Origin of the sequence: Enterobacter sp. BIDMC 27 (assembly GCF_000534415.1) — a bacterium.
Lineage (GTDB): Bacteria > Pseudomonadota > Gammaproteobacteria > Enterobacterales > Enterobacteriaceae > Enterobacter > Enterobacter hormaechei_C.
On record NZ_KI973178.1, the window covers coordinates 1,580,093 to 1,599,384 of the forward strand.

The 19,292-nt window shown below is 54.5% G+C and carries 14 protein-coding genes; 7 read left to right on the forward strand and 7 right to left on the reverse strand.

From position 1 onward, the window contains the following. Positions 1–257 precede the first annotated feature (257 nt). The 3 genes from carA to L463_RS15000 all read left to right on the forward strand — a co-directional run bounded on the left by carA (position 258) and on the right by L463_RS15000 (position 5,023). Positions 258–1,406 (forward strand): glutamine-hydrolyzing carbamoyl-phosphate synthase small subunit, encoded by a 1,149-nt coding sequence (gene carA, locus L463_RS15010; RefSeq protein WP_023295905.1) that lies wholly within the window; start codon positions 258–260, stop codon positions 1,404–1,406. 18 nt (positions 1,407–1,424) lie between these two features. Continuing rightward, positions 1,425–4,649 (forward strand): carbamoyl-phosphate synthase large subunit, encoded by a 3,225-nt coding sequence (carB, locus tag L463_RS15005; RefSeq protein WP_023295906.1) that lies wholly within the window; start codon positions 1,425–1,427, stop codon positions 4,647–4,649. Positions 4,650–4,789: 140 nt separating this feature from the next. Then, a complete protein-coding gene (locus L463_RS15000) occupies positions 4,790–5,023 on the forward strand; it encodes a YgdI/YgdR family lipoprotein (RefSeq protein ID WP_003856439.1) in 234 nt (77 codons plus the stop codon). Positions 5,024–5,071: 48 nt separating this feature from the next. Here the strand turns inward: L463_RS15000 and L463_RS14995 are convergent, their stop codons facing one another. Next, positions 5,072–8,083, reverse strand: coding sequence for an autotransporter family protein (locus tag L463_RS14995; RefSeq protein WP_180255695.1), 3,012 nt, complete (start codon positions 8,081–8,083; stop codon positions 5,072–5,074). Positions 8,084–8,454: 371 nt separating this feature from the next. Between L463_RS14995 and kefF the strand changes: the two genes are divergently transcribed. The 3 genes from kefF to folA all read left to right on the forward strand — a co-directional run bounded on the left by kefF (position 8,455) and on the right by folA (position 11,437). After that, positions 8,455–8,985 (forward strand): glutathione-regulated potassium-efflux system oxidoreductase KefF, encoded by a 531-nt coding sequence (kefF, locus tag L463_RS14990; RefSeq protein WP_017383806.1) that lies wholly within the window; start codon positions 8,455–8,457, stop codon positions 8,983–8,985. Next, positions 8,978–10,843 (forward strand): glutathione-regulated potassium-efflux system protein KefC, encoded by a 1,866-nt coding sequence (gene kefC / locus L463_RS14985; RefSeq protein ID WP_023295908.1) that lies wholly within the window; start codon positions 8,978–8,980, stop codon positions 10,841–10,843. The genes kefF and kefC overlap by 8 nt, the downstream gene beginning before the upstream one ends. A 114-nt stretch (positions 10,844–10,957) precedes the next feature. Then, entirely contained in the window at positions 10,958–11,437 is a 480-nt protein-coding gene (gene folA / locus L463_RS14980; protein WP_003856431.1) for a type 3 dihydrofolate reductase, read from the forward strand. Between the two features lie 39 nt (positions 11,438–11,476). Here the strand turns inward: folA and apaH are convergent, their stop codons facing one another. From apaH to lptD, 6 genes are read right to left on the reverse strand one after another with little or no spacing between them, the layout of a single operon-like run. Beyond that, positions 11,477–12,325, reverse strand: coding sequence for a bis(5'-nucleosyl)-tetraphosphatase (symmetrical) ApaH (gene apaH / locus L463_RS14975; RefSeq protein WP_015572649.1), 849 nt, complete (start codon positions 12,323–12,325; stop codon positions 11,477–11,479). A gap of 4 nt (positions 12,326–12,329) precedes the next feature. Next, positions 12,330–12,707 (reverse strand): Co2+/Mg2+ efflux protein ApaG, encoded by a 378-nt coding sequence (gene apaG, locus L463_RS14970; protein WP_003856425.1) that lies wholly within the window; start codon positions 12,705–12,707, stop codon positions 12,330–12,332. 3 nt (positions 12,708–12,710) lie between these two features. Further along, on the reverse strand, positions 12,711–13,532 hold the full coding sequence (gene rsmA, locus L463_RS14965; RefSeq protein WP_003856423.1) for a 16S rRNA (adenine(1518)-N(6)/adenine(1519)-N(6))-dimethyltransferase RsmA: 822 nt from the start codon (positions 13,530–13,532) through the stop codon (positions 12,711–12,713). After that, on the reverse strand, positions 13,529–14,515 hold the full coding sequence (gene pdxA, locus L463_RS14960) for a 4-hydroxythreonine-4-phosphate dehydrogenase PdxA (protein ID WP_015572650.1): 987 nt from the start codon (positions 14,513–14,515) through the stop codon (positions 13,529–13,531). Before pdxA ends, rsmA begins: the two co-directional genes overlap by 4 nt. Further along, on the reverse strand, positions 14,515–15,801 hold the full coding sequence (gene surA / locus L463_RS14955) for a peptidylprolyl isomerase SurA (RefSeq protein ID WP_017383803.1): 1,287 nt from the start codon (positions 15,799–15,801) through the stop codon (positions 14,515–14,517). Before surA ends, pdxA begins: the two co-directional genes overlap by 1 nt. A gap of 53 nt (positions 15,802–15,854) precedes the next feature. Then, entirely contained in the window at positions 15,855–18,206 is a 2,352-nt protein-coding gene (gene lptD / locus L463_RS14950; protein ID WP_017383802.1) for an LPS assembly protein LptD, read from the reverse strand. 239 nt (positions 18,207–18,445) lie between these two features. Here lptD and djlA point away from each other — a divergent pair, with 239 nt between their 5' ends. After that, positions 18,446–19,261 (forward strand): co-chaperone DjlA, encoded by an 816-nt coding sequence (djlA, locus tag L463_RS14945; RefSeq protein WP_015572652.1) that lies wholly within the window; start codon positions 18,446–18,448, stop codon positions 19,259–19,261. The last annotated feature ends 31 nt before the right edge of the window (positions 19,262–19,292 follow it).

A 19,292-nucleotide genomic window follows, 5' to 3' on the forward strand; every position in this document is an offset into this window, starting at 1 on the left:
GTTCCTTTCGATTAAACTGGATGCGCAAGCGGTTTCCACAGTGATTTAGTTGATCTTTTTGCCGCTTAATATGATTTCAGACCGCCAGGCTTGCAAAAGAATATACAAAACTCCCGTTTTAAGTTGACTTTTACATGGCAAATCCCCAGAATGCCGCCGTTTGCCAAAAATCCGCTGGCAACACATTTGCATTGATTCATGACATGGTTATGAATTAATATGCAAATAAAGTGAGTGAATATTCTCTGGAGGGTGTTTTGATTAAGTCAGCGCTATTGGTTCTGGAAGACGGAACCCAGTTTATCGGTCGGGCCATAGGGGCAACGGGTTCGGCGGTTGGGGAAGTCGTTTTCAATACTTCAATGACCGGTTATCAAGAAATCCTCACTGATCCTTCCTATTCTCGCCAAATCGTTACTCTTACTTATCCTCATATCGGCAATGTCGGCACCAATGCGGCTGACGAAGAATCCTCTCAGGTACATGCGCAAGGCCTGGTCATTCGCGACCTGCCGCTGATTGCCAGCAACTTCCGCAACACCGAAGACCTCTCTTCTTACCTGAAGCGCCACAACATTGTGGCGATTGCCGATATCGATACCCGTAAGCTGACGCGTCTGCTGCGCGAGAAGGGTGCACAAAACGGTTGTATCATCGCAGGGGATAACCTCGATGCGACGCTGGCGCTGGAAAAAGCGAAAGCCTTCCCGGGACTGAACGGTATGGACCTGGCGAAAGAAGTGACCACCGCTGAAGCCTACAGCTGGACGCAGGGAAGCTGGACGCTGGAAGGCGACCTGCCGGAAGCGAAACCGGAAAGCGAGCTGCCGTTCCACGTGGTGGCCTACGATTTTGGCGCCAAGCGCAACATCCTGCGTATGCTGGTTGACCGTGGCTGCCGCCTGACGGTGGTTCCGGCGAAAACCTCTGCTGAAGATGTTCTGAAGATGAACCCGGACGGCATCTTCCTCTCTAACGGTCCTGGCGACCCGGCGCCGTGCGACTACGCTATCGACGCCATCAAGTCCTTCCTTGAAACCGACATCCCGGTATTCGGCATCTGTCTCGGCCATCAGCTGCTGGCGCTGGCGAGCGGAGCGAACACCGTCAAGATGAAGTTTGGCCACCACGGTGGTAACCACCCGGTGAAAGATATCGACAACAACACGGTGATGATCACCGCGCAGAACCACGGCTTCGCTGTGGATGAAGCGACGATGCCAGCTAACCTGCGCGTGACGCATAAGTCACTGTTCGATGGTACCTTGCAGGGTATCCATCGCACCGATAAGCCTGCGTTCAGCTTCCAGGGCCACCCTGAAGCCAGCCCGGGCCCACACGATGCCGCGCCGCTGTTCGATCACTTCATCGAACTTATCGAGCAATACCGTAAGACCGCTAAATAATCAGGAGCTGAGAAGACCATGCCAAAACGTACAGACATAAAAAGCATCCTGATCCTTGGCGCTGGCCCGATTGTCATCGGCCAGGCCTGCGAATTCGACTACTCCGGCGCGCAGGCGTGTAAAGCCCTGCGTGAAGAGGGTTACCGTGTCATCCTGGTAAACTCTAACCCGGCCACCATCATGACCGACCCGGAAATGGCGGATGCGACCTACATCGAGCCGATTCACTGGGAAGTGGTACGCAAAATTATCGAGAAAGAGCGTCCGGACGCGGTGCTGCCGACCATGGGCGGCCAGACGGCGCTGAACTGTGCGCTGGAGCTGGAGCGTCAGGGCGTGCTGGAAGAGTTCGGCGTGACCATGATCGGTGCGACCGCCGACGCGATTGATAAAGCAGAAGACCGTCGCCGCTTCGACGTGGCCATGAAAAAAATTGGCCTTGATACCGCACGTTCCGGTATCGCGCACAATATGGAAGAAGCGCTGGCCGTTGCGGCTGAAGTGGGTTATCCGTGCATCATCCGTCCTTCCTTCACCATGGGCGGCACCGGCGGCGGTATTGCCTACAACCGCGAAGAGTTTGAAGAAATTTGCGAGCGCGGCCTGGATCTCTCCCCAACCAAAGAGCTGCTGATTGATGAATCGCTGATTGGCTGGAAAGAGTACGAGATGGAAGTGGTGCGTGATAAAAACGACAACTGCATCATCGTCTGCTCCATCGAAAACTTCGACGCGATGGGGATCCACACCGGCGACTCCATCACCGTTGCGCCAGCTCAGACGCTGACCGACAAAGAGTACCAAATCATGCGTAACGCCTCGATGGCGGTACTACGTGAAATCGGCGTGGAAACCGGCGGCTCAAACGTGCAGTTCTCGGTGAACCCGAAAACCGGCCGTCTGATTGTTATCGAAATGAACCCGCGCGTGTCCCGTTCCTCCGCACTGGCCTCCAAAGCCACCGGCTTCCCGATTGCGAAAGTGGCGGCGAAACTGGCGGTGGGTTACACCCTTGACGAGCTGATGAACGATATCACCGGTGGCCGCACGCCAGCGTCCTTCGAACCGTCCATCGACTACGTTGTGACCAAAATTCCACGCTTTAACTTCGAGAAATTCGTCGGTGCCAACGACCGTCTGACTACCCAGATGAAATCCGTTGGTGAAGTCATGGCGATTGGCCGCACGCAGCAGGAATCCCTGCAAAAAGCACTGCGCGGCCTGGAAGTGGGCGCGACCGGCTTTGACCCGAAAGTCAGCCTGGACGACCCGGAAGCACTGACCAAAATCCGCCGCGAGCTGAAAGACGCGGGCGCAGAGCGTATCTGGTACATTGCCGATGCCTTCCGCGCGGGCCTGTCCGTCGACGGCGTATTTAACCTGACTAACATTGACCGCTGGTTCCTGGTGCAGATTGAAGAGCTGGTGCGTCTGGAAGAGAAAGTGGCGGAGCTGGGCATCAACGGCCTGGACGCAGACTTCCTGCGCATGCTGAAGCGTAAAGGCTTCGCCGATGCGCGTCTGGCTAAGCTGGCGGGCGTGCGTGAAGCGGAAATCCGCAAGCTGCGCGACCAGTACGACCTGCACCCGGTCTACAAGCGCGTGGACACCTGTGCGGCTGAATTCTCGACCGATACCGCATATATGTACTCCACCTATGAAGAGGAGTGCGAAGCGAACCCGTCCGTCGACCGCGACAAGATTATGGTGCTGGGCGGCGGTCCAAACCGTATCGGCCAGGGCATCGAGTTTGACTACTGCTGCGTACACGCCTCACTGGCGCTGCGCGAAGACGGTTACGAGACCATTATGGTCAACTGTAACCCGGAAACCGTCTCGACCGACTACGACACTTCCGACCGCCTCTACTTCGAGCCGGTCACCCTGGAAGACGTGCTGGAAATCGTGCGCATCGAGAAGCCAAAAGGCGTGATCGTGCAGTATGGCGGCCAGACTCCGCTGAAGCTGGCGCGCGCGCTGGAAGCAGCAGGTGTGCCGGTTATCGGCACCAGCCCGGATGCGATTGACCGTGCGGAAGACCGCGAGCGTTTCCAGCAGGCGGTTGACCGTCTCAAACTGAAACAGCCGGCGAACGCCACCGTGACCGCAATTGAAATGGCCGTTGAGAAAGCGAAAGAGATCGGCTACCCGCTGGTGGTGCGTCCATCCTACGTACTGGGCGGCCGCGCGATGGAAATCGTCTACGACGAAGCGGACCTGCGTCGCTACTTCCAGACGGCGGTGAGCGTTTCCAACGATGCGCCTGTGCTGCTCGACCGCTTCCTCGACGACGCGGTTGAAGTCGACGTGGATGCCATCTGCGACGGCGAAAGGGTGCTGATTGGCGGCATCATGGAGCACATCGAGCAGGCGGGCGTGCACTCCGGTGACTCCGCCTGTTCTCTGCCAGCGTACACCCTGAGCCAGGAGATTCAGGACGTGATGCGCCAGCAGGTGCAGAAGCTAGCCTTCGAGCTCCAGGTTCGCGGCCTGATGAACGTTCAGTTCGCGGTAAAAGACAACGAAGTCTATCTGATTGAAGTCAACCCGCGTGCGGCGCGTACCGTACCGTTCGTCTCCAAAGCGACCGGTATTCCGCTGGCGAAAGTGGCGGCGCGCGTGATGGCTGGCCAGACGCTGGCTCAGCAGGGCGTCACGAAAGAAATTATCCCGCCGTACTACTCGGTGAAAGAGGTGGTACTGCCGTTCAACAAATTCCCGGGCGTTGACCCGCTGTTAGGGCCAGAGATGCGCTCTACCGGGGAAGTGATGGGCGTTGGCCGTACCTTCGCAGAAGCGTTTGCGAAAGCGCAGCTGGGCAGTAGCTCCACCATGAGAAAATCTGGCCGTGCGCTGCTCTCCGTTCGCGAAGGCGATAAAGAGCGCGTGGTTGACCTGGCTGCCAAGCTGCTGAAACAGGGCTTCGAGCTGGACGCCACTCACGGTACGGCGATTGTGTTGGGTGAAGCGGGTATCAACCCGCGTCTGGTGAACAAAGTGCATGAAGGTCGTCCGCACATTCAGGACCGCATTAAGAATGGCGAGTACACCTACATCATTAACACCACCGCAGGTCGCCAGGCGATTGAAGACTCCAAACTGATTCGCCGCAGCGCGCTCCAGTACAAAGTGCATTACGACACCACCCTGAACGGCGGTTTCGCGACGGCCATGGCGCTGAATGCGGATGCCACCGAGAAGGTGATTTCGGTGCAGGAAATGCACGCTCAGATTAGCAAGTAACACACATTGCCCGGTGCCATCCGGTTACCGGGCAATTTTCCCATCTTAAGAACCTTCTGGTTTTTCATCCGCTTTCAGTCAGTTAGCCTAAAATAGTTAGGTCGATAACGAAAATTCAACTGAGAGCAGGGGAATACACCATGCAAAATAAACTACTGATCGCTTCCGTTCTGGCTGCCACCGCAATGTTCACCGTGGCGGGCTGTTCGTCCAATCAGGCCGTAAAAACCACCGATGGCAAAACGATTGTTACTGACGGGAAACCGCAGGTGGATGACGATACCGGTCTGGTATCGTACAAAAACGCCGAAACCGGTCAAACTGAACAGATTAACCGTGACCAGGTTAAATCAATGGGCGAGCTGGATAACTAAAAAAAAGCAGTGGCACATGCCACTGCTTTTTTGCTTCAGGATGATCGATTACCAGCGATGGTTTAACAAAATATGACCGCCGTAGGCGGCATAGCTGTTTTCACCCCACTCGCCGCTGGCACGCAGGGAGATCGTCGTGGTTTCGTTCAGGTTGCCGGTTAAGCCCAACTCTAACTGACCACGATCTTCCGGCGTATCGTTGCTGACGGTCTCGTCGTTGAATGCCAGATCGTTTTGACCTGCACCTTTCAACCAGTTAACCGCAACGTACGGCTGCCAGGCCTTGACGTCCTTCTGCTGGAAGTAGCTTGCTTTAATGCCGAGACGACCAAAGACGCTGTCATTGTCAAGGGTAGTGACGCGTACGCCGTCGCGATCGGTATGATTTTCCTGATCGAGATAGCTGTAGATCACCTGCGCCTGCGGCTCGATCTTCCAGGTGCGTTCATTTTCAGACTGGATTATCCACGCGTGGCCGACTTCAACAGACGCGGCGAAACCTTCACTATCGTAGTCTTCATCGTTGCGATTGCTGGTGACGTTGTTGTTGTACCAGCTGTAAGCGGCCCAGGTATCAACGTAGCTGCCCAGACGTAATTTCTGATCTTCCTGCCAGGTGGCGTACAGCCCAACATTGAAGCCATCAACCTTACCCTGTGCGTCACGTACGTTGTGCTTCGCATCAGAGTGGGTCTTCGCCTGGCCTGCACCGAACATCCCGCCAGCACGCAGGATACCGTTATCCATTGGCTTGCTCATGAAATCGCTGCCGACTTGCAGTACGGTGGTGGTGGTGTCGTAGCTGACTTTATCGCCACCCGCATCGTTCTCGTGATAGCGACCCTTAACGTACATCCAGGTGTTCAGGTCGTCTTCATTGCGGAAGGTGATCTGGTCGCGATCGTCACGCTTATGCAGGAACATGCCCTGTGCGGCAAGGTAGTTACCTAAGTAAGCACCCACTTCAGGTGCCATGACTTCCGGAGCATTGTTACCGCCGTTGTCAGTGTTGCCGCCGTTATCGGTGCTGCCGCCGTTATCGGTGCTGCCGCCGTTATCGGTGTTGCCGCCGTTATCGGTGCTGCCGCCGTTATCGGTGCTGCCGCCGTTATCGGTGTTGCCGCCGTTGTCGGTGTTGCCACCATCATCGGTGTTGCCACCGTTATCGGTGTTACCGCCATTGTCGGTGTTGCCACCATCATCGGTGTTGCCGCCGTTGTCGGTGTTATCGCCATCATCAGTATTGCCACCGTCATCGGTGTCGTCGGAAGGCTCATCAGAAGGCGTCGCCTTTGATTCCAGATACCAGTTGCCGTCACTGTGCTGGTAGAGGCTATATTCCCAGGCGCCTGCAACGACCGGTTTTGCCAGCGTCAGTTGGGCTTCGGAACTGCCGCCGATGCTGACAATTTCCATACCGTTAATGGTTTGCGCGCCTGCGCCGCCAATGTTGGTGATGCTGATGCCAGACTGACCGAAGCTGCTACCCGTAATAGTGAGGTGATCAGTTGGTGAATTATCTTCACCCAGGGTGCTGTTCATCACGATCTGGCTACCGTCAGAGCCGGTGTAGTCGCCATTAATCGTAAAATTATTGCCAACGCTCTTATTAGCCGCACTGAGTAACAGCGTGCCGCCATTAGTCACGTTGCCGTTGATGGTATCGACGCCGGAAGCGCTGAGCGTGGAGTTACCCTGGACTGCATTCCATGCCGCCAGCGTACCGCCGCTAAGAACCGCGATGTTGTTGTTCACTTCGCCTGCGGTGGCAAAGGTCGCGCCATTTTCAACGGTAACGGTGGCGTTACTGCCCTTGACGCCGAGCGTTGCGCCGGTGGAGACCAGCGTGGTGCCGCCGTGCAGAACCGTATCCCCTGTATAGCTATTTTTGCCCGTCAGGGTCAGGGTGTTGGAATCAACTTTTTCGACGTTACCGCTACCGGTCATGTCGGTGGCGAAAGTGAAATCGCTTCCCTGGTTAAAAATGACGGTACCGTTGTTGGTGAGCCCACCGCTGAGGGTCGCGGTTTTTTCGCCATCGCCCAGTTGCAACGAAGCATCTTTGGCCACCCGTGTATTACCGGTATTCGATACCGCGCCTGACAGGGTTAACGCGCCCGTGTCTATCAGCAAGGAATCGCCAGAGCCAATAATATCGAGATCGCCCGACAGCGCCCAATTTTCGCCCATCATTTTTATACTGGCAAAACCGTCGCCTTCGTTCAGACCCACAAAGTTACTGTCTTCCGTACCGGTGCCGATCAGGGTGAGAGTGTTTCCCGTGGAATTGGTGGAAATAACGTCACCGATAAGAATGGAACCCGTATCAAGCACCAGGGTGTTATTTTTATTGCTGGCAAACATAACAGCGGCTGTATCACCACTAATCGTTCCGCTATTCGTGATATCTACTTTTGCATTATTCGTTACATTAAAACCGTATTGCGCACCCTGCACGTTACCAGTATTTATGACCTTAGTGTTACCCTCGCTCAGAGCGATTCCATCATTCGCTGTGCCAGTGATCGTACCCGCATTATTAATGGCAACGCCTGCAAGTGCGTTCAGGCCAGTTTTACCTTTAATAACTCCGGTTGTGCTATTTGAAATACTTACAGCCGATGAGTTTTCACTAACGAATATACCATCCTCAAAAGCGGTTATATTCCCACGGTTGCTAATTTCACCTTGCATTGATTCAATACTAATAGCTGTAGCCGATTTCGATGTGATGGCGGCACCTTCCTCGTTATTCACCACAACACGTTGCGCGGCAGTATTTATATCCAGGCCAGTTTCCCTACCGGAAATATTCCCTTCGTTAGTGATATTATTGATAGTAAACCCAGTGACAGATACCGCCGCTTCACTATCTGCGGAAGATATCGTCACGTCTTTATTAATAACATATTCAGCATCGGCTGAGAAATCTTGAGGAACAGAAGTTGATTGGTCAATCGTTGCAGAAAACGCAACCGCAGGGGTGCATATCAACAAGGCAGGAAATATCTTTCCCAGAGTTTTGGTTGTATTATTTAATTGGGAGGGTTTGTTGCTCATGTACACATCCATTTGAGTGAGAAGGAATATTCGACACGTGTGTGAAACGTATATCGATCGCCTAAATAATGAGCTCAAAACAAAGAGCGTAAAATTATTATTTTTTCAATGGGTTATGTACAGACTGTTTTATTAAAGAATGACTTAAGGTCCTCTAAAAATATCTGTTGGCAATATGAGTTGTTACTATTATTTTGCGGCATGAATTTGTCGTACGCGTCGTTTTCTTTCTTTAGCGCCGTAATCGCTGTTAAGGTGGTGATGATTGCCAATACTTGCGATTTACTTTGAAGCGTAAGATGACCCCTTTAAGTCGGGGTGGTAACTGTCTACACTCATTGCTACAAGAAAAGTAAAAGACGGGCATATACATGATTCTGATAATTTATGCGCACCCCTATCCGCAGCACTCGCATGCGAATAAGCGGATGCTTGAGCAGGCAAGGACGCTTGAAAACGTAGAGATACGTTCCCTCTATCAACTCTATCCTGATTTCAATATCGATGTCGCCGCCGAACAGGAGGCGCTCTCCCGTGCCGATCTGATCGTCTGGCAGCATCCGATGCAGTGGTACAGCACGCCTCCGCTGCTGAAATTGTGGATCGACAAAGTTTTCTCCCACGGTTGGGCATATGGACACAACGGCAACGCGCTTCAGGGCAAAAGCCTGATGTGGGCTGTTACCACCGGCGGGGGGGAAAGCCACTTTGAGATTGGCGCCTTCCCCGGATTTGACGTGCTGGCGCAGCCGCTCCAGGCTACTGCCCTTTACTGCGGTCTGAACTGGCTTCCGCCTTTTGCGATGCACTGTACCTTTGTCTGCGACGATGAAACCTTGCAGGCGCAGGCTCGTCACTACAAACAACGTTTACTTGAGTGGCAGGAGACGCACAATGGATAGCCATACGCTGATACAGGCGCTGATTTACCTCGGCGCGGCGGCATTAATTGTGCCCGTGGCGGTTCGTCTGGGGCTGGGCTCGGTGCTCGGCTATCTGATTGCCGGGTGTGTGATTGGCCCCTGGGGCTTTCGGCTGGTGACGGATGCCGAGTCGATCCTGCATTTTGCGGAGATCGGCGTGGTGCTGATGCTGTTTGTGATTGGTCTGGAGCTGGATCCGCAGCGGCTGTGGAAACTGCGCGCCTCGGTGTTTGGCGGAGGCGCCCTGCAAATGCTGGCCTGCGGTCTGCTGTTGGGCGGGTTCTGCATTCTGCTGGGGATGGAGTGGAAAGTCGCAGAGCTGATCGGCATGACGCTGGCGCTCTCCTCGACGGCGATTGCCATGCAGGCAATGAACGAGCGTAATCTGACGGTGTCGCAAATGGGGCGCAGCACCTTCTCCGTACTGTTGTTCCAGGATATTGCCGCCATCCCGCTGGTGGCGATGATCCCGCTGCTGGCAGCCAGCGGCGCATCAACGACGCTGGGAGCATTTGCCTTATCAGCGCTGAAGGTTGCCGGTGCGCTGGCGCTGGTTGTTCTGCTTGGTCGCTACGTAACGCGTCCGCTGCTGCGCTTTGTTGCTCGCTCTGGCCTGCGCGAAGTATTCAGCGCCGTTGCGTTATTCCTGGTGTTTGGTTTTGGATTGCTGCTGGAAGAGGCCGGGCTGTCGATGGCAATGGGCGCCTTCCTCGCGGGGGTCTTACTGGCAAGCTCCGAATACCGTCACGCGCTGGAAAGCGATATCGAGCCGTTTAAAGGATTGCTGCTGGGGCTGTTTTTCATCGGCGTCGGGATGTCTATCGACTTCGGGACGCTGGTAACCCATCCGCTGCGCATCATCATTCTGCTGGTGGGTTTCCTGGTCATTAAAATGGCGATGCTGTGGCTGATTGCCCGCCCGTTAAATGTGCCAAAACCGCAACGCCGCTGGTTTGCCGTGCTGCTGGGGCAGGGGAGTGAGTTTGCTTTCGTTGTCTTTGGCGCAGCGCAGATGGCAAATGTACTTGATCCGGAATGGGCAAAAGCGCTGACGCTGGCGGTTGCGCTGTCGATGGCCGCAACGCCGATCCTGCTGGTGCTGCTGACGCGTCTGGAGAAAACGGGAAGCGAACAGGAGCGAGAAGCCGATGAGATCGACGAGGAGCAGCCGCGGGTGATCATCGCCGGATTTGGCCGCTTCGGGCAGATTACTGGCCGTTTACTGCTCTCCAGCGGTGTCAAAATGGTCATTCTCGATCACGATCCTGACCATGTCGATACGCTGCGTAAATTCGATATGAAAGTGTTTTACGGTGATGCGACCCGCGTCGATCTGCTGGAATCCGCCGGGGCGGCGAAAGCCGAGGTGTTGATTAATGCCATTGACGATCCAGAGACCAGTATGCAGATGGTTGAGCTGGTCAAAGAGCATTTTCCGCATCTGACCATTATCTCCCGTGCGCGCGATGTGGATCACTACATCCAGCTGCGTCAGGCGGGTGTGGCAGCCCCTGAACGTGAAACCTTCGAAGGGGCGCTCAAATCTGGCCGCATGGCGCTGGAAAGCCTGGGGCTTGGCGCGTATGAGGCACGTGAGCGTGCCGATCTGTTCCGCCGTTTTAATCATGAGATGGTGGAAGAGATGGTGGCGATGGCGAGCAGTACGGCAACCGAACGCGCTGCGGTGTTTAAACGCACCAGCACCATGCTGACGGAGATCATCAACGAGGATCGTAATCATCTGTCGCTGGTTCAGCGCCACGGCTGGCAAGGAACGGAAGAGGGCAAGCATACTGGTGATCCTGCGGATGAACCGGAGAGTAAACCCTCTGCGTGAAGTGGAGTTGCCAGCAATATTAAAAAATTTCTAATTCTTTACCCTGCCGCCAGTCGACGAAAGATTAAGCTTTCCGTATAGTGGCGGCAATTTTTTGCATCCGGGAAATTTTCAATGATCAGTCTGATTGCAGCGCTGGCGGTAGACCGCGTTATCGGCATGGAAAACGCCATGCCGTGGAACCTGCCTGCCGATCTCGCATGGTTTAAACGTACTACGTTAAACAAGCCGGTAGTGATGGGCCGCCTGACCTGGGAGTCGATTGGTCGTCCGCTGCCGGGTCGTAAGAATATTGTGATCAGTAGCCAGCCGGGCACTGACGATCGCGTTCAGTGGGTTAAGTCCGTAGATGAAGCCATTGCCGCCTGCGGCGATGCCGAAGAGATCATGGTGATCGGCGGGGGGCGTGTGTATGAGCAGTTCCTGCCAAAAGCGCAGAAACTGTATCTGACGCACATTGATGCGGAAGTGGAAGGGGATACCCATTTCCCGGATTACGATCCGGACGAGTGGGAGTCCGTATTCAGTGAGTTTCACGATGCGGATGCGCAGAACTCACACAGCTACTGCTTCGAAATTCTGGAACGTCGTTAACGGTTTTATCCTCTCCCCGAAGGGAGAGGATAAACATCTTCAGGAGGCGACTGCCTCACCCTCGCCTAAGTCCAGCTGTCGGTTGGATGGCTGCACAAAGTAAGTTTTATCTTCCCAGCGTAAGCAGGTTAAATCCCCGCCCCAGCAGCATCCGGTATCCAGCGCATAGATATTTTCCGGGGTGCCTTTTCCTTCCAGCGATGCCCAGTGTCCAAATACCACACTGTATTCGTTTGTCACGGGGCCCGGAATCGCAAACCATGGCTTAAGCGGCGCAGGGGCATTTTCAGGCGTATCTTTGCAATACATATCCAGTTGCCCGTTCGGGAAGCAGTAGCGCATCCGCGTAAAAGCATTGGTGATAAAACGCAGTCGTGCCAGGCCGCTGAGGTCATCACTCCAGTTATTTGGCATGTCGCCGTACATCGCATCAAGGAAGAACGGGTAGGAGTCGCTCGCCAGCACCGCTTCGGCGTCGCGCGCGCAGGTTTTTGCCGTCTCAAGATCCCACTGAGGCGTGATGCCGGCATGCGCCATCACCAGTTTTTTCTCTTCGTCAATCTGTAGCAGCGGCTGGCGACGCAGCCAGTTGAGCAACTCATCGGCATCCGGTGCTTCCAGCAGGGGGGTAATGCGATCTTTCGGCTTATTACGGCTGATCCCGGCATATACGGCCAGCAGATGCAGATCGTGGTTGCCCAGCACCATGCGCACGCTGTCACCCAGCGATTTGACATAGCGGAGGACGTCCAGGGAACCGGGACCGCGCGCCACTAAGTCGCCCGTCAGCCAGAGCGTGTCCTGCCCGGGGGTGAAGTCGACCTGTTTTAATAATGCGATCAGTTCATCGTAGCAACCGTGAACGTCGCCAATCAGATATGTAGACATTAGATTAATGAATAAGTGTAGGTACGGCGAGACGGAATACGGGAATAGCAATGCGGAAAGCATTGCCGTCGGCATCGACCATTTCATAATGGCCTTGCATGGTACCCAGCGGCGTTTCAATGACCGCGCCGCTGGTGTACTGATACTCTTCGCCAGGGGCGATATGGGGTTGTTCACCGACCACACCTTCGCCCTGGACTTCAATTTCACGGCCATTGCCGTTGGTGATAAGCCAGTAGCGCCCGAGCAGTTGCACAGGCATCCGCCCCAGATTGCGAATGGTTACGGTATAAGCAAAGACAAAACGTTCTTCATCCGGTGTGGATTGGGACTCAATGTAGACGCTTTGAACCTGAACACAGACGCGGGGCGAATCAATCATGGCTTAGCTCTCCTTCGGCGGCGCATTGTCGCTGATGTAATTAGCCAGCTTGCAGTACTGCTCTACGGAAATATTCTCCGCACGCATTGCCGGGTCGATGCCCAACTCAGCTAATACGTCAACGGTAAACAGATTGCCAAGGCTGTTACGAATCGTTTTACGGCGCTGGTTAAAGGCTTCTGTCGTGATACGGCTCAGCACGCGCAGGTCTTTGACCGGGTACGGCATCGTTTTATGTGGCACCAGGCGCACAACCGCAGAATCTACCTTTGGCGGTGGCGTGAATGCGGAAGGCGGTACTTCTAATACCGGGATCACGTTGCAGTAATATTGCGCCATCACGCTTAAACGACCATACGCTTTACTGTTCGGCCCTGCAACCAGACGGTTAACGACCTCTTTTTGCAACATGAAGTGCATGTCGGCAATGGCATCAGTATAGCTAAACAGATGGAACATCAGCGGGGTGGAGATGTTGTACGGCAGGTTACCGAACACGCGCAGCGGCTGTCCCATTTTTTCTGACAGTTCGCCAAAGTTCATGGTCATCGCATCCTGCTGATAAATCGTCAGCTTCGGCCCGAGGAACGGGTGCGTTTGCAGACGCGCGGCCAGATCGCGGTCGAGTTCGATAACGGTCAGTTCGTCGAGGCGTTCGCCTACCGGCTCGGTCAGTGCGGCAAGACCCGGGCCGATTTCGACCATGGCCTGACCTTTCTGCGGATTAATGGCAGAAACGATACTGTCGATCACAAACTGATCGTTGAGGAAGTTTTGCCCGAAGCGTTTACGGGCTAAGTGGCCCTGATGGACTCGATTAGTCATTGAGTATTAACAATCATTTTGATGGCGAGATTAAGCGCCGTAATAAAACTGCCGACATCCGCTTTTCCCTGGCCTGCCAGATCCAGCGCAGTACCGTGGTCAACGGACGTTCGAATAAAGGGTAAACCGAGGGTGATATTCACCCCGCGGCCAAAGCCCTGGTATTTTAGCACGGGCAGACCCTGATCGTGGTACATCGCGAGTACGGCGTCGGCATTATCCAGGTATTTGGGCTGGAAAAGGGTGTCGGCAGGCAGAGGCCCGCTGAGGTTCATCCCCTTCGCCCGCATCTCCTCAAGCACCGGAATGATGGTGTCGATCTCTTCGGTGCCCATATGTCCGCCCTCACCCGCGTGCGGATTCAGGCCGCAAACCAGCACATGCGGCTGCGGAATGCCGAATTTGGTTTGCAGATCGTGATGCAAAATGCCAATGATCTCACGCAAGAGTTCAGGCGTAATGGCATCCGGAATGGCTTTGATCGGCAGGTGCGTTGTTACCAGCGCAACGCGCATTGCTTCGGTTGCCAGCATCATCACCACTTTCGGGCTGTGCGAACGCTCTTCGAAAAATTCGGTATGCCCGGTAAACGGAATGCCCGCGTCATTGATCACGCCTTTATGCACCGGACCGGTGATCAGGGCGGCAAATTCGCCCTGAAGGCAACCGTCACAGGCGCGCGCCAGCGTCTCGACAACGTAGTGGCCGTTTTCGGTGTGTAACTCACCGGGGACAACAGGCGCACGGAGCGGAACAGAAAGCAGGGTGAGAGTACCCGCCTGCTGCGGTGCGGGCTGTTGGCCTTCAACGTAAGGGAGGAGCGTTAAAGGCAGACCGAGCAAAGCTGCCCGGTCTTGTAACAGTGTTGCATCTGCGCAGACAACCAACTCTACCGGCCAGCTGCGCTGGGCGAGCTGAACCACAAGGTCAGGCCCAATCCCGGCGGGTTCGCCGGGGGTGATCACAACACGATGCGGTTTCATCAGTTGCTCAACACTTTCACGTAAGCGCTGGCGCGTTGTTCCTGCATCCAGGTTGCGGCTTCTTCAGAGAACTTACGGTTAAACAGCATGCGATACGCACGGTCTTTCTGCGCCGCGTCGGTTTTATCCACGTTGCGCGTGTCCATCAGCTGGATCAGATGCCAGCCGAAGGAGGAGTGTACCGGCGCGCTCATCTGGCCTTTATTCAGCTTCATTAACGCATCGCGGAAAGCCGGATCGTAAATATCCGCTGCCGCCCAACCCAGGTCACCGCCCTGGTTTGCAGAGCCAGGATCCTGAGAGAACTCTTTTGCCGCTTTATCGAAGGTGGTTTTACCGCTCTTGATGTCTGCGGCGATCTGTTCCAGCTTCGCACGAGCCTGATCGTCAGTCATGATCGGAGACGGCTTAAGCAGGATATGACGCGCATGCACTTCGGTAACCGAAATGTTCTGGCTCTGGCCGCGCAGGTCGTTCACTTTCAGAATGTGGAAGCCCACACCGGAACGGATTGGACCGACGATGTCGCCTTTCTTCGCCGTGCTCAGCGCCTGGGCAAACAGGGATGGCAGCTCCTGAATACGCCCCCAGCCCATCTGGCCGCCTTTCAGCGCCTGCTGGTCAGCGGAATAGGTGATCGCCAGCTTGCCGAAGTCATCGCCATTACGCGCCTGCTCAACGATAGCGCGCGCCTGGCTTTCCGCCTCAGCCGCCTGATCGGAGGTTGGGTTTTCCGGCAGTGGGATCAGGATGTGGCTCAGGTTAAGCTCAGTGCTGGCATCATTCTGATTCCCCACCTGTTTTGCCAGGGCATCCACTTCCTGAGGCAGGATGGTGACGCGGCGACGGACTTCATTGTTACGCACTTCTGAAATCAGCATCTCTTTACGGATCTGATTACGGTAGGTGGCATAGCTGATGCCGTCGTAGGCCAGGCGGCTACGCATCTGATCCGGGGTAATGTTGTTCTGCTTTGCAATGTTGGCGATCGCCTGATCGAGCTGCTCGTCAGAGATCGTCACGCCCATTTTCTGGCCCATCTGAAGAACAATCTGATCCATGATCAGACGCTCCAGGATCTGGTGGCGCAGCGTAGCGTCATCCGGAAGCTGTTGACCTGCTTCGCCCGAGTTGAGCTTTACAGATTTCATCAAACCGTCAACGTCACTTTCAAGCACGACGCCGTTGTTAACCACAGCCGCGACTTTATCGACAACCTGTGGGGCCGCGAAGCTGGTATTCGCAACCATAGCGACACCGAGTAGCAGCGTTTTCCAGTTCTTCATACTTTTTCCATTTCAATTAACCGCAAAGCGGATTACGTTGTAAATCAAGCACATTACAATGAACTACGATACGGCAGAATGTTCGAGCGCAGCATCTGCTGCGTGCCCAGACCGTAGTTAGAACTCAGGCCGCGCAACTCGATATTAAAGCCGATCACGTTATCATATTTGCCCTGACTGTTTTGCGTATCCCAGCCGTTAAGTTTGCGTTCGTAACCGACACGTATTGCGTAACAGCAGGAGTTGTATTGCAGACCCAGCATCTGGTCAGCAGGTTTTTGGGCATTCGTGTCATAGTAGTAGGCCCCGACGACTGACCAACGATCGGCGATCGGCCAGCTCGCGGCGGTACCCACCTGTGAAATACCGTCTTTGTATTGGTCTGTATTCGCATAGTTTGGCAGCGTCGCCTGGATATACTCCGGGCTGGCGTAACGGTACGTCAACTGCAACATGCGGTCTTCATCACGACGGTATTCGATGGCTGCGCTGCCCGTCGCGATATTGTCCAGTCGTGTATCGTACTGAACACCACCGCGCAGACCCCAACGATCCGTCATGCGCCAGTAGGTGTCGCCCGCCCATACCAGTGAGCCCGTTTTGTTGTCTTTCTCCCAGTTAATGTCGTCATCACCGGTACGAGACTCGGTGAAATAGTAGATTTGACCAACAGAAACGTTAAAACGTTCAACGGCAGCATCATCATATACGCGCGTTGTGACGCCAGTCGTTAACTGGTTAGCAGACGCAATACGGTCAAGCCCGCCGTAGGTACGGTCACGGAACAGGCCGCTGTAGTCTGATTGCAGGAAGGAAGAGTCGTAGTTTTGAATTTTGCTCTGATCGCGATAAGGCACGTACAGATACTGCATACGCGGCTCAAGCGTCTGGGTGTATCCATCGGCGAGAAGGCCCATATCACGTTCGAAGATCAGCTTCCCGTCCATTTTGAATTGCGGAAGCGTACGGTTTACCGACTCTTCAAGATCGGTGCCATAGCGTTTGTTATACCAGTCCAGATTTTTCTGCTGGTAGTGGGTGGCCATCAGCTTAGCTTCGGTATTCAGGCTCGCCCAGTCGTTTGACCACGGCAGATTGATCGTCGGCTCGATATGCAGACGCGTTGATTCCGGCATATCCGAGTTGGTGTTGACGAAATGGACCGCCTGAGCATAAACGCGCGTGTCGAAAGGACCCACATCGTTCTGGTACCAGTTCACGTCCAGCTGCGGCTCGGCACCATAGGTACTACGCGATTGTGTATCAAATACCTGGAACTGTTTGGTCGACACCGTCGCGTCAAAGTTCTCAATGGCGTAGCCCACGCTGAATTTCTGCGTGGCGTAACCGTCGGTACTGGAGCCGTATTTAGAATCAAAGTCGTTGAAGTAATACGGATCGCTGACTTTGGTGTAGTCGATGTTGAAACGCCACACCTGATCCAATACCCCGGCGTGCTTCCAGTAGTACATCCAGCGGTGCTTATCACCTTCGCTCGGATGCTCGTCCTGGAACACCTTATCTGATGGCAGATAATCAAATTCCATCAGACCCGCGCCCGCCTTGGTCAGATAGCGGAATTCGTTCTCCCACATGATGTTACCGCGCTTATGGATATAGTGCGGCGTGATCGTGGCGTCCATGTTGGGCGCAATGTTCCAGTAGTACGGCAGGTAGAACTCAAAGTAGTTCGACGTGCTGTACTTGGCGTTCGGGATCAGGAAACCTGAACGACGTTTGTCACCCACAGGCAGTTGCAGGTAAGGGCTATAGAAAATGGGCACCGGGCCGAGTTTAAAACGGGCGTTCCAGATCTCTGCAACCTGTTCTTCACGGTCGTGGATCACTTCACTGCCCACAACGCTCCAGGTATTTGACCCTGGCAAACAGGAGGTAAACGTGCCGTTTTCGAGAATGGTGTAGCGGTTTTCGCCGCGCTGCTTCATCAGGTCCGCGGTACCGCGCCCCTGACGACCGACCATCTGGTAATCACCTTCCCAGACGTTGGTGTCTTTGGTATTCAGATTCGACCAGGCTTTCGGACCTTTCAGGATGACCTGATTGTCGTCATAGTGCACATTACCCAGCGCATCCACCGTACGGACAGGCGCCTGAGCACCTTCCGGTTGCTTCTGGTGCAATTGCACTTCGTCAGCAAGCAGGCGACTGTTTCCCTGGTTAATATCGACATTGCCCGTAAAGGTCGCATTGTCAGGATAATTACCTTTTGCGCTGTCGGCATTAATGGTGACGGGTAAGTCATTCGTATCGCCTTTCACCAGTGGGCGATTGTAACTTGGGACGCCAAGCATACACTGCGAGGCGAGATCGGCTGCGAGCCCCTGTTGGCTATACAGGGCGGTGCCAATCATTGTGGCCAGAAGGGTGGGGATACGTTTTTTCATACGTTGTATTTTATTGTTCCGTCATCAGTGGCTACGGCTTACAAACGCTCAGAGACTATCTTACTCATCAGCGCAGTACCAGCGTTAATCCTGCCCGTTTGCGCGCCAGAGTGTTAGGCTCGCTATCGAATGACGAGTATGATAATGCAAATTATAGGCGATGTCCCTCAATTGACCGTGGCGCGACCACTGTAATGATGGCGTTGCGTCGGCCAGGAACATGACCATTCGGGGAGTATATGCAGTATTGGGGTAAAATAATCGGCGTTGCGTTCGCAATTATTATGGGTGCCGGATTCTGGGGTGTCGTTCTTGGCCTCATTATCGGCCATATGTTTGATAAAGCACGCAGCCGCAAAATGGCCTGGTTTGCCAACCAGCGCGAGCGCCAGTCACTCTTTTTCTCCACCACCTTCGAGGTGATGGGGCACTTAACCAAATCAAAAGGACGCGTAACGGAAGCCGATATTCAGGTGGCCAGCGTCTTTATGGATCGCATGAATCTGCACGGCGAATCCCGCATCGCGGCGCAGAATGCGTTTCGGATTGGTAAATCAGATCACTACCCGCTGCGTGAAAAAATGCGGCAGTTCCGTAGCATCTGTTTCGGGCGTTTTGATTTAATTCGGATGTTTCTGGAAATTCAAATCCAGGCCGCCTTCGCGGATGGCTCTCTGCATCCGAATGAACGGGACGTCCTGTATGTGATTGCTGAAGAGTTGGGCATTTCCCGCATGCAGTTCGATCAGTTCCTGCGCATGATGCAGGGCGGCGCGCACTTTGGCGGCGGTTATCAGCAGCAATCGTCCGGCGGCGGCTGGCAGCAGGCGCAGCGTGGCCCTACGCTTGAAGATGCCTGTAACGTCCTCGGCGTGAAGCCGTCTGACGATGTTACGACCATCAAACGCGCCTATCGTAAGCTGATGAGCGAGCACCATCCGGATAAGCTGGTGGCGAAAGGCCTGCCGCCAGAGATGATGGAGATGGCGAAACAAAAAGCGCAGGAAATCCAGAAAGCCTACGAGCTGATTAAAGAGCAGAAAGGTTTTAAATAAAAAAATGGCCCGACACAGTCGGGCCATTTTT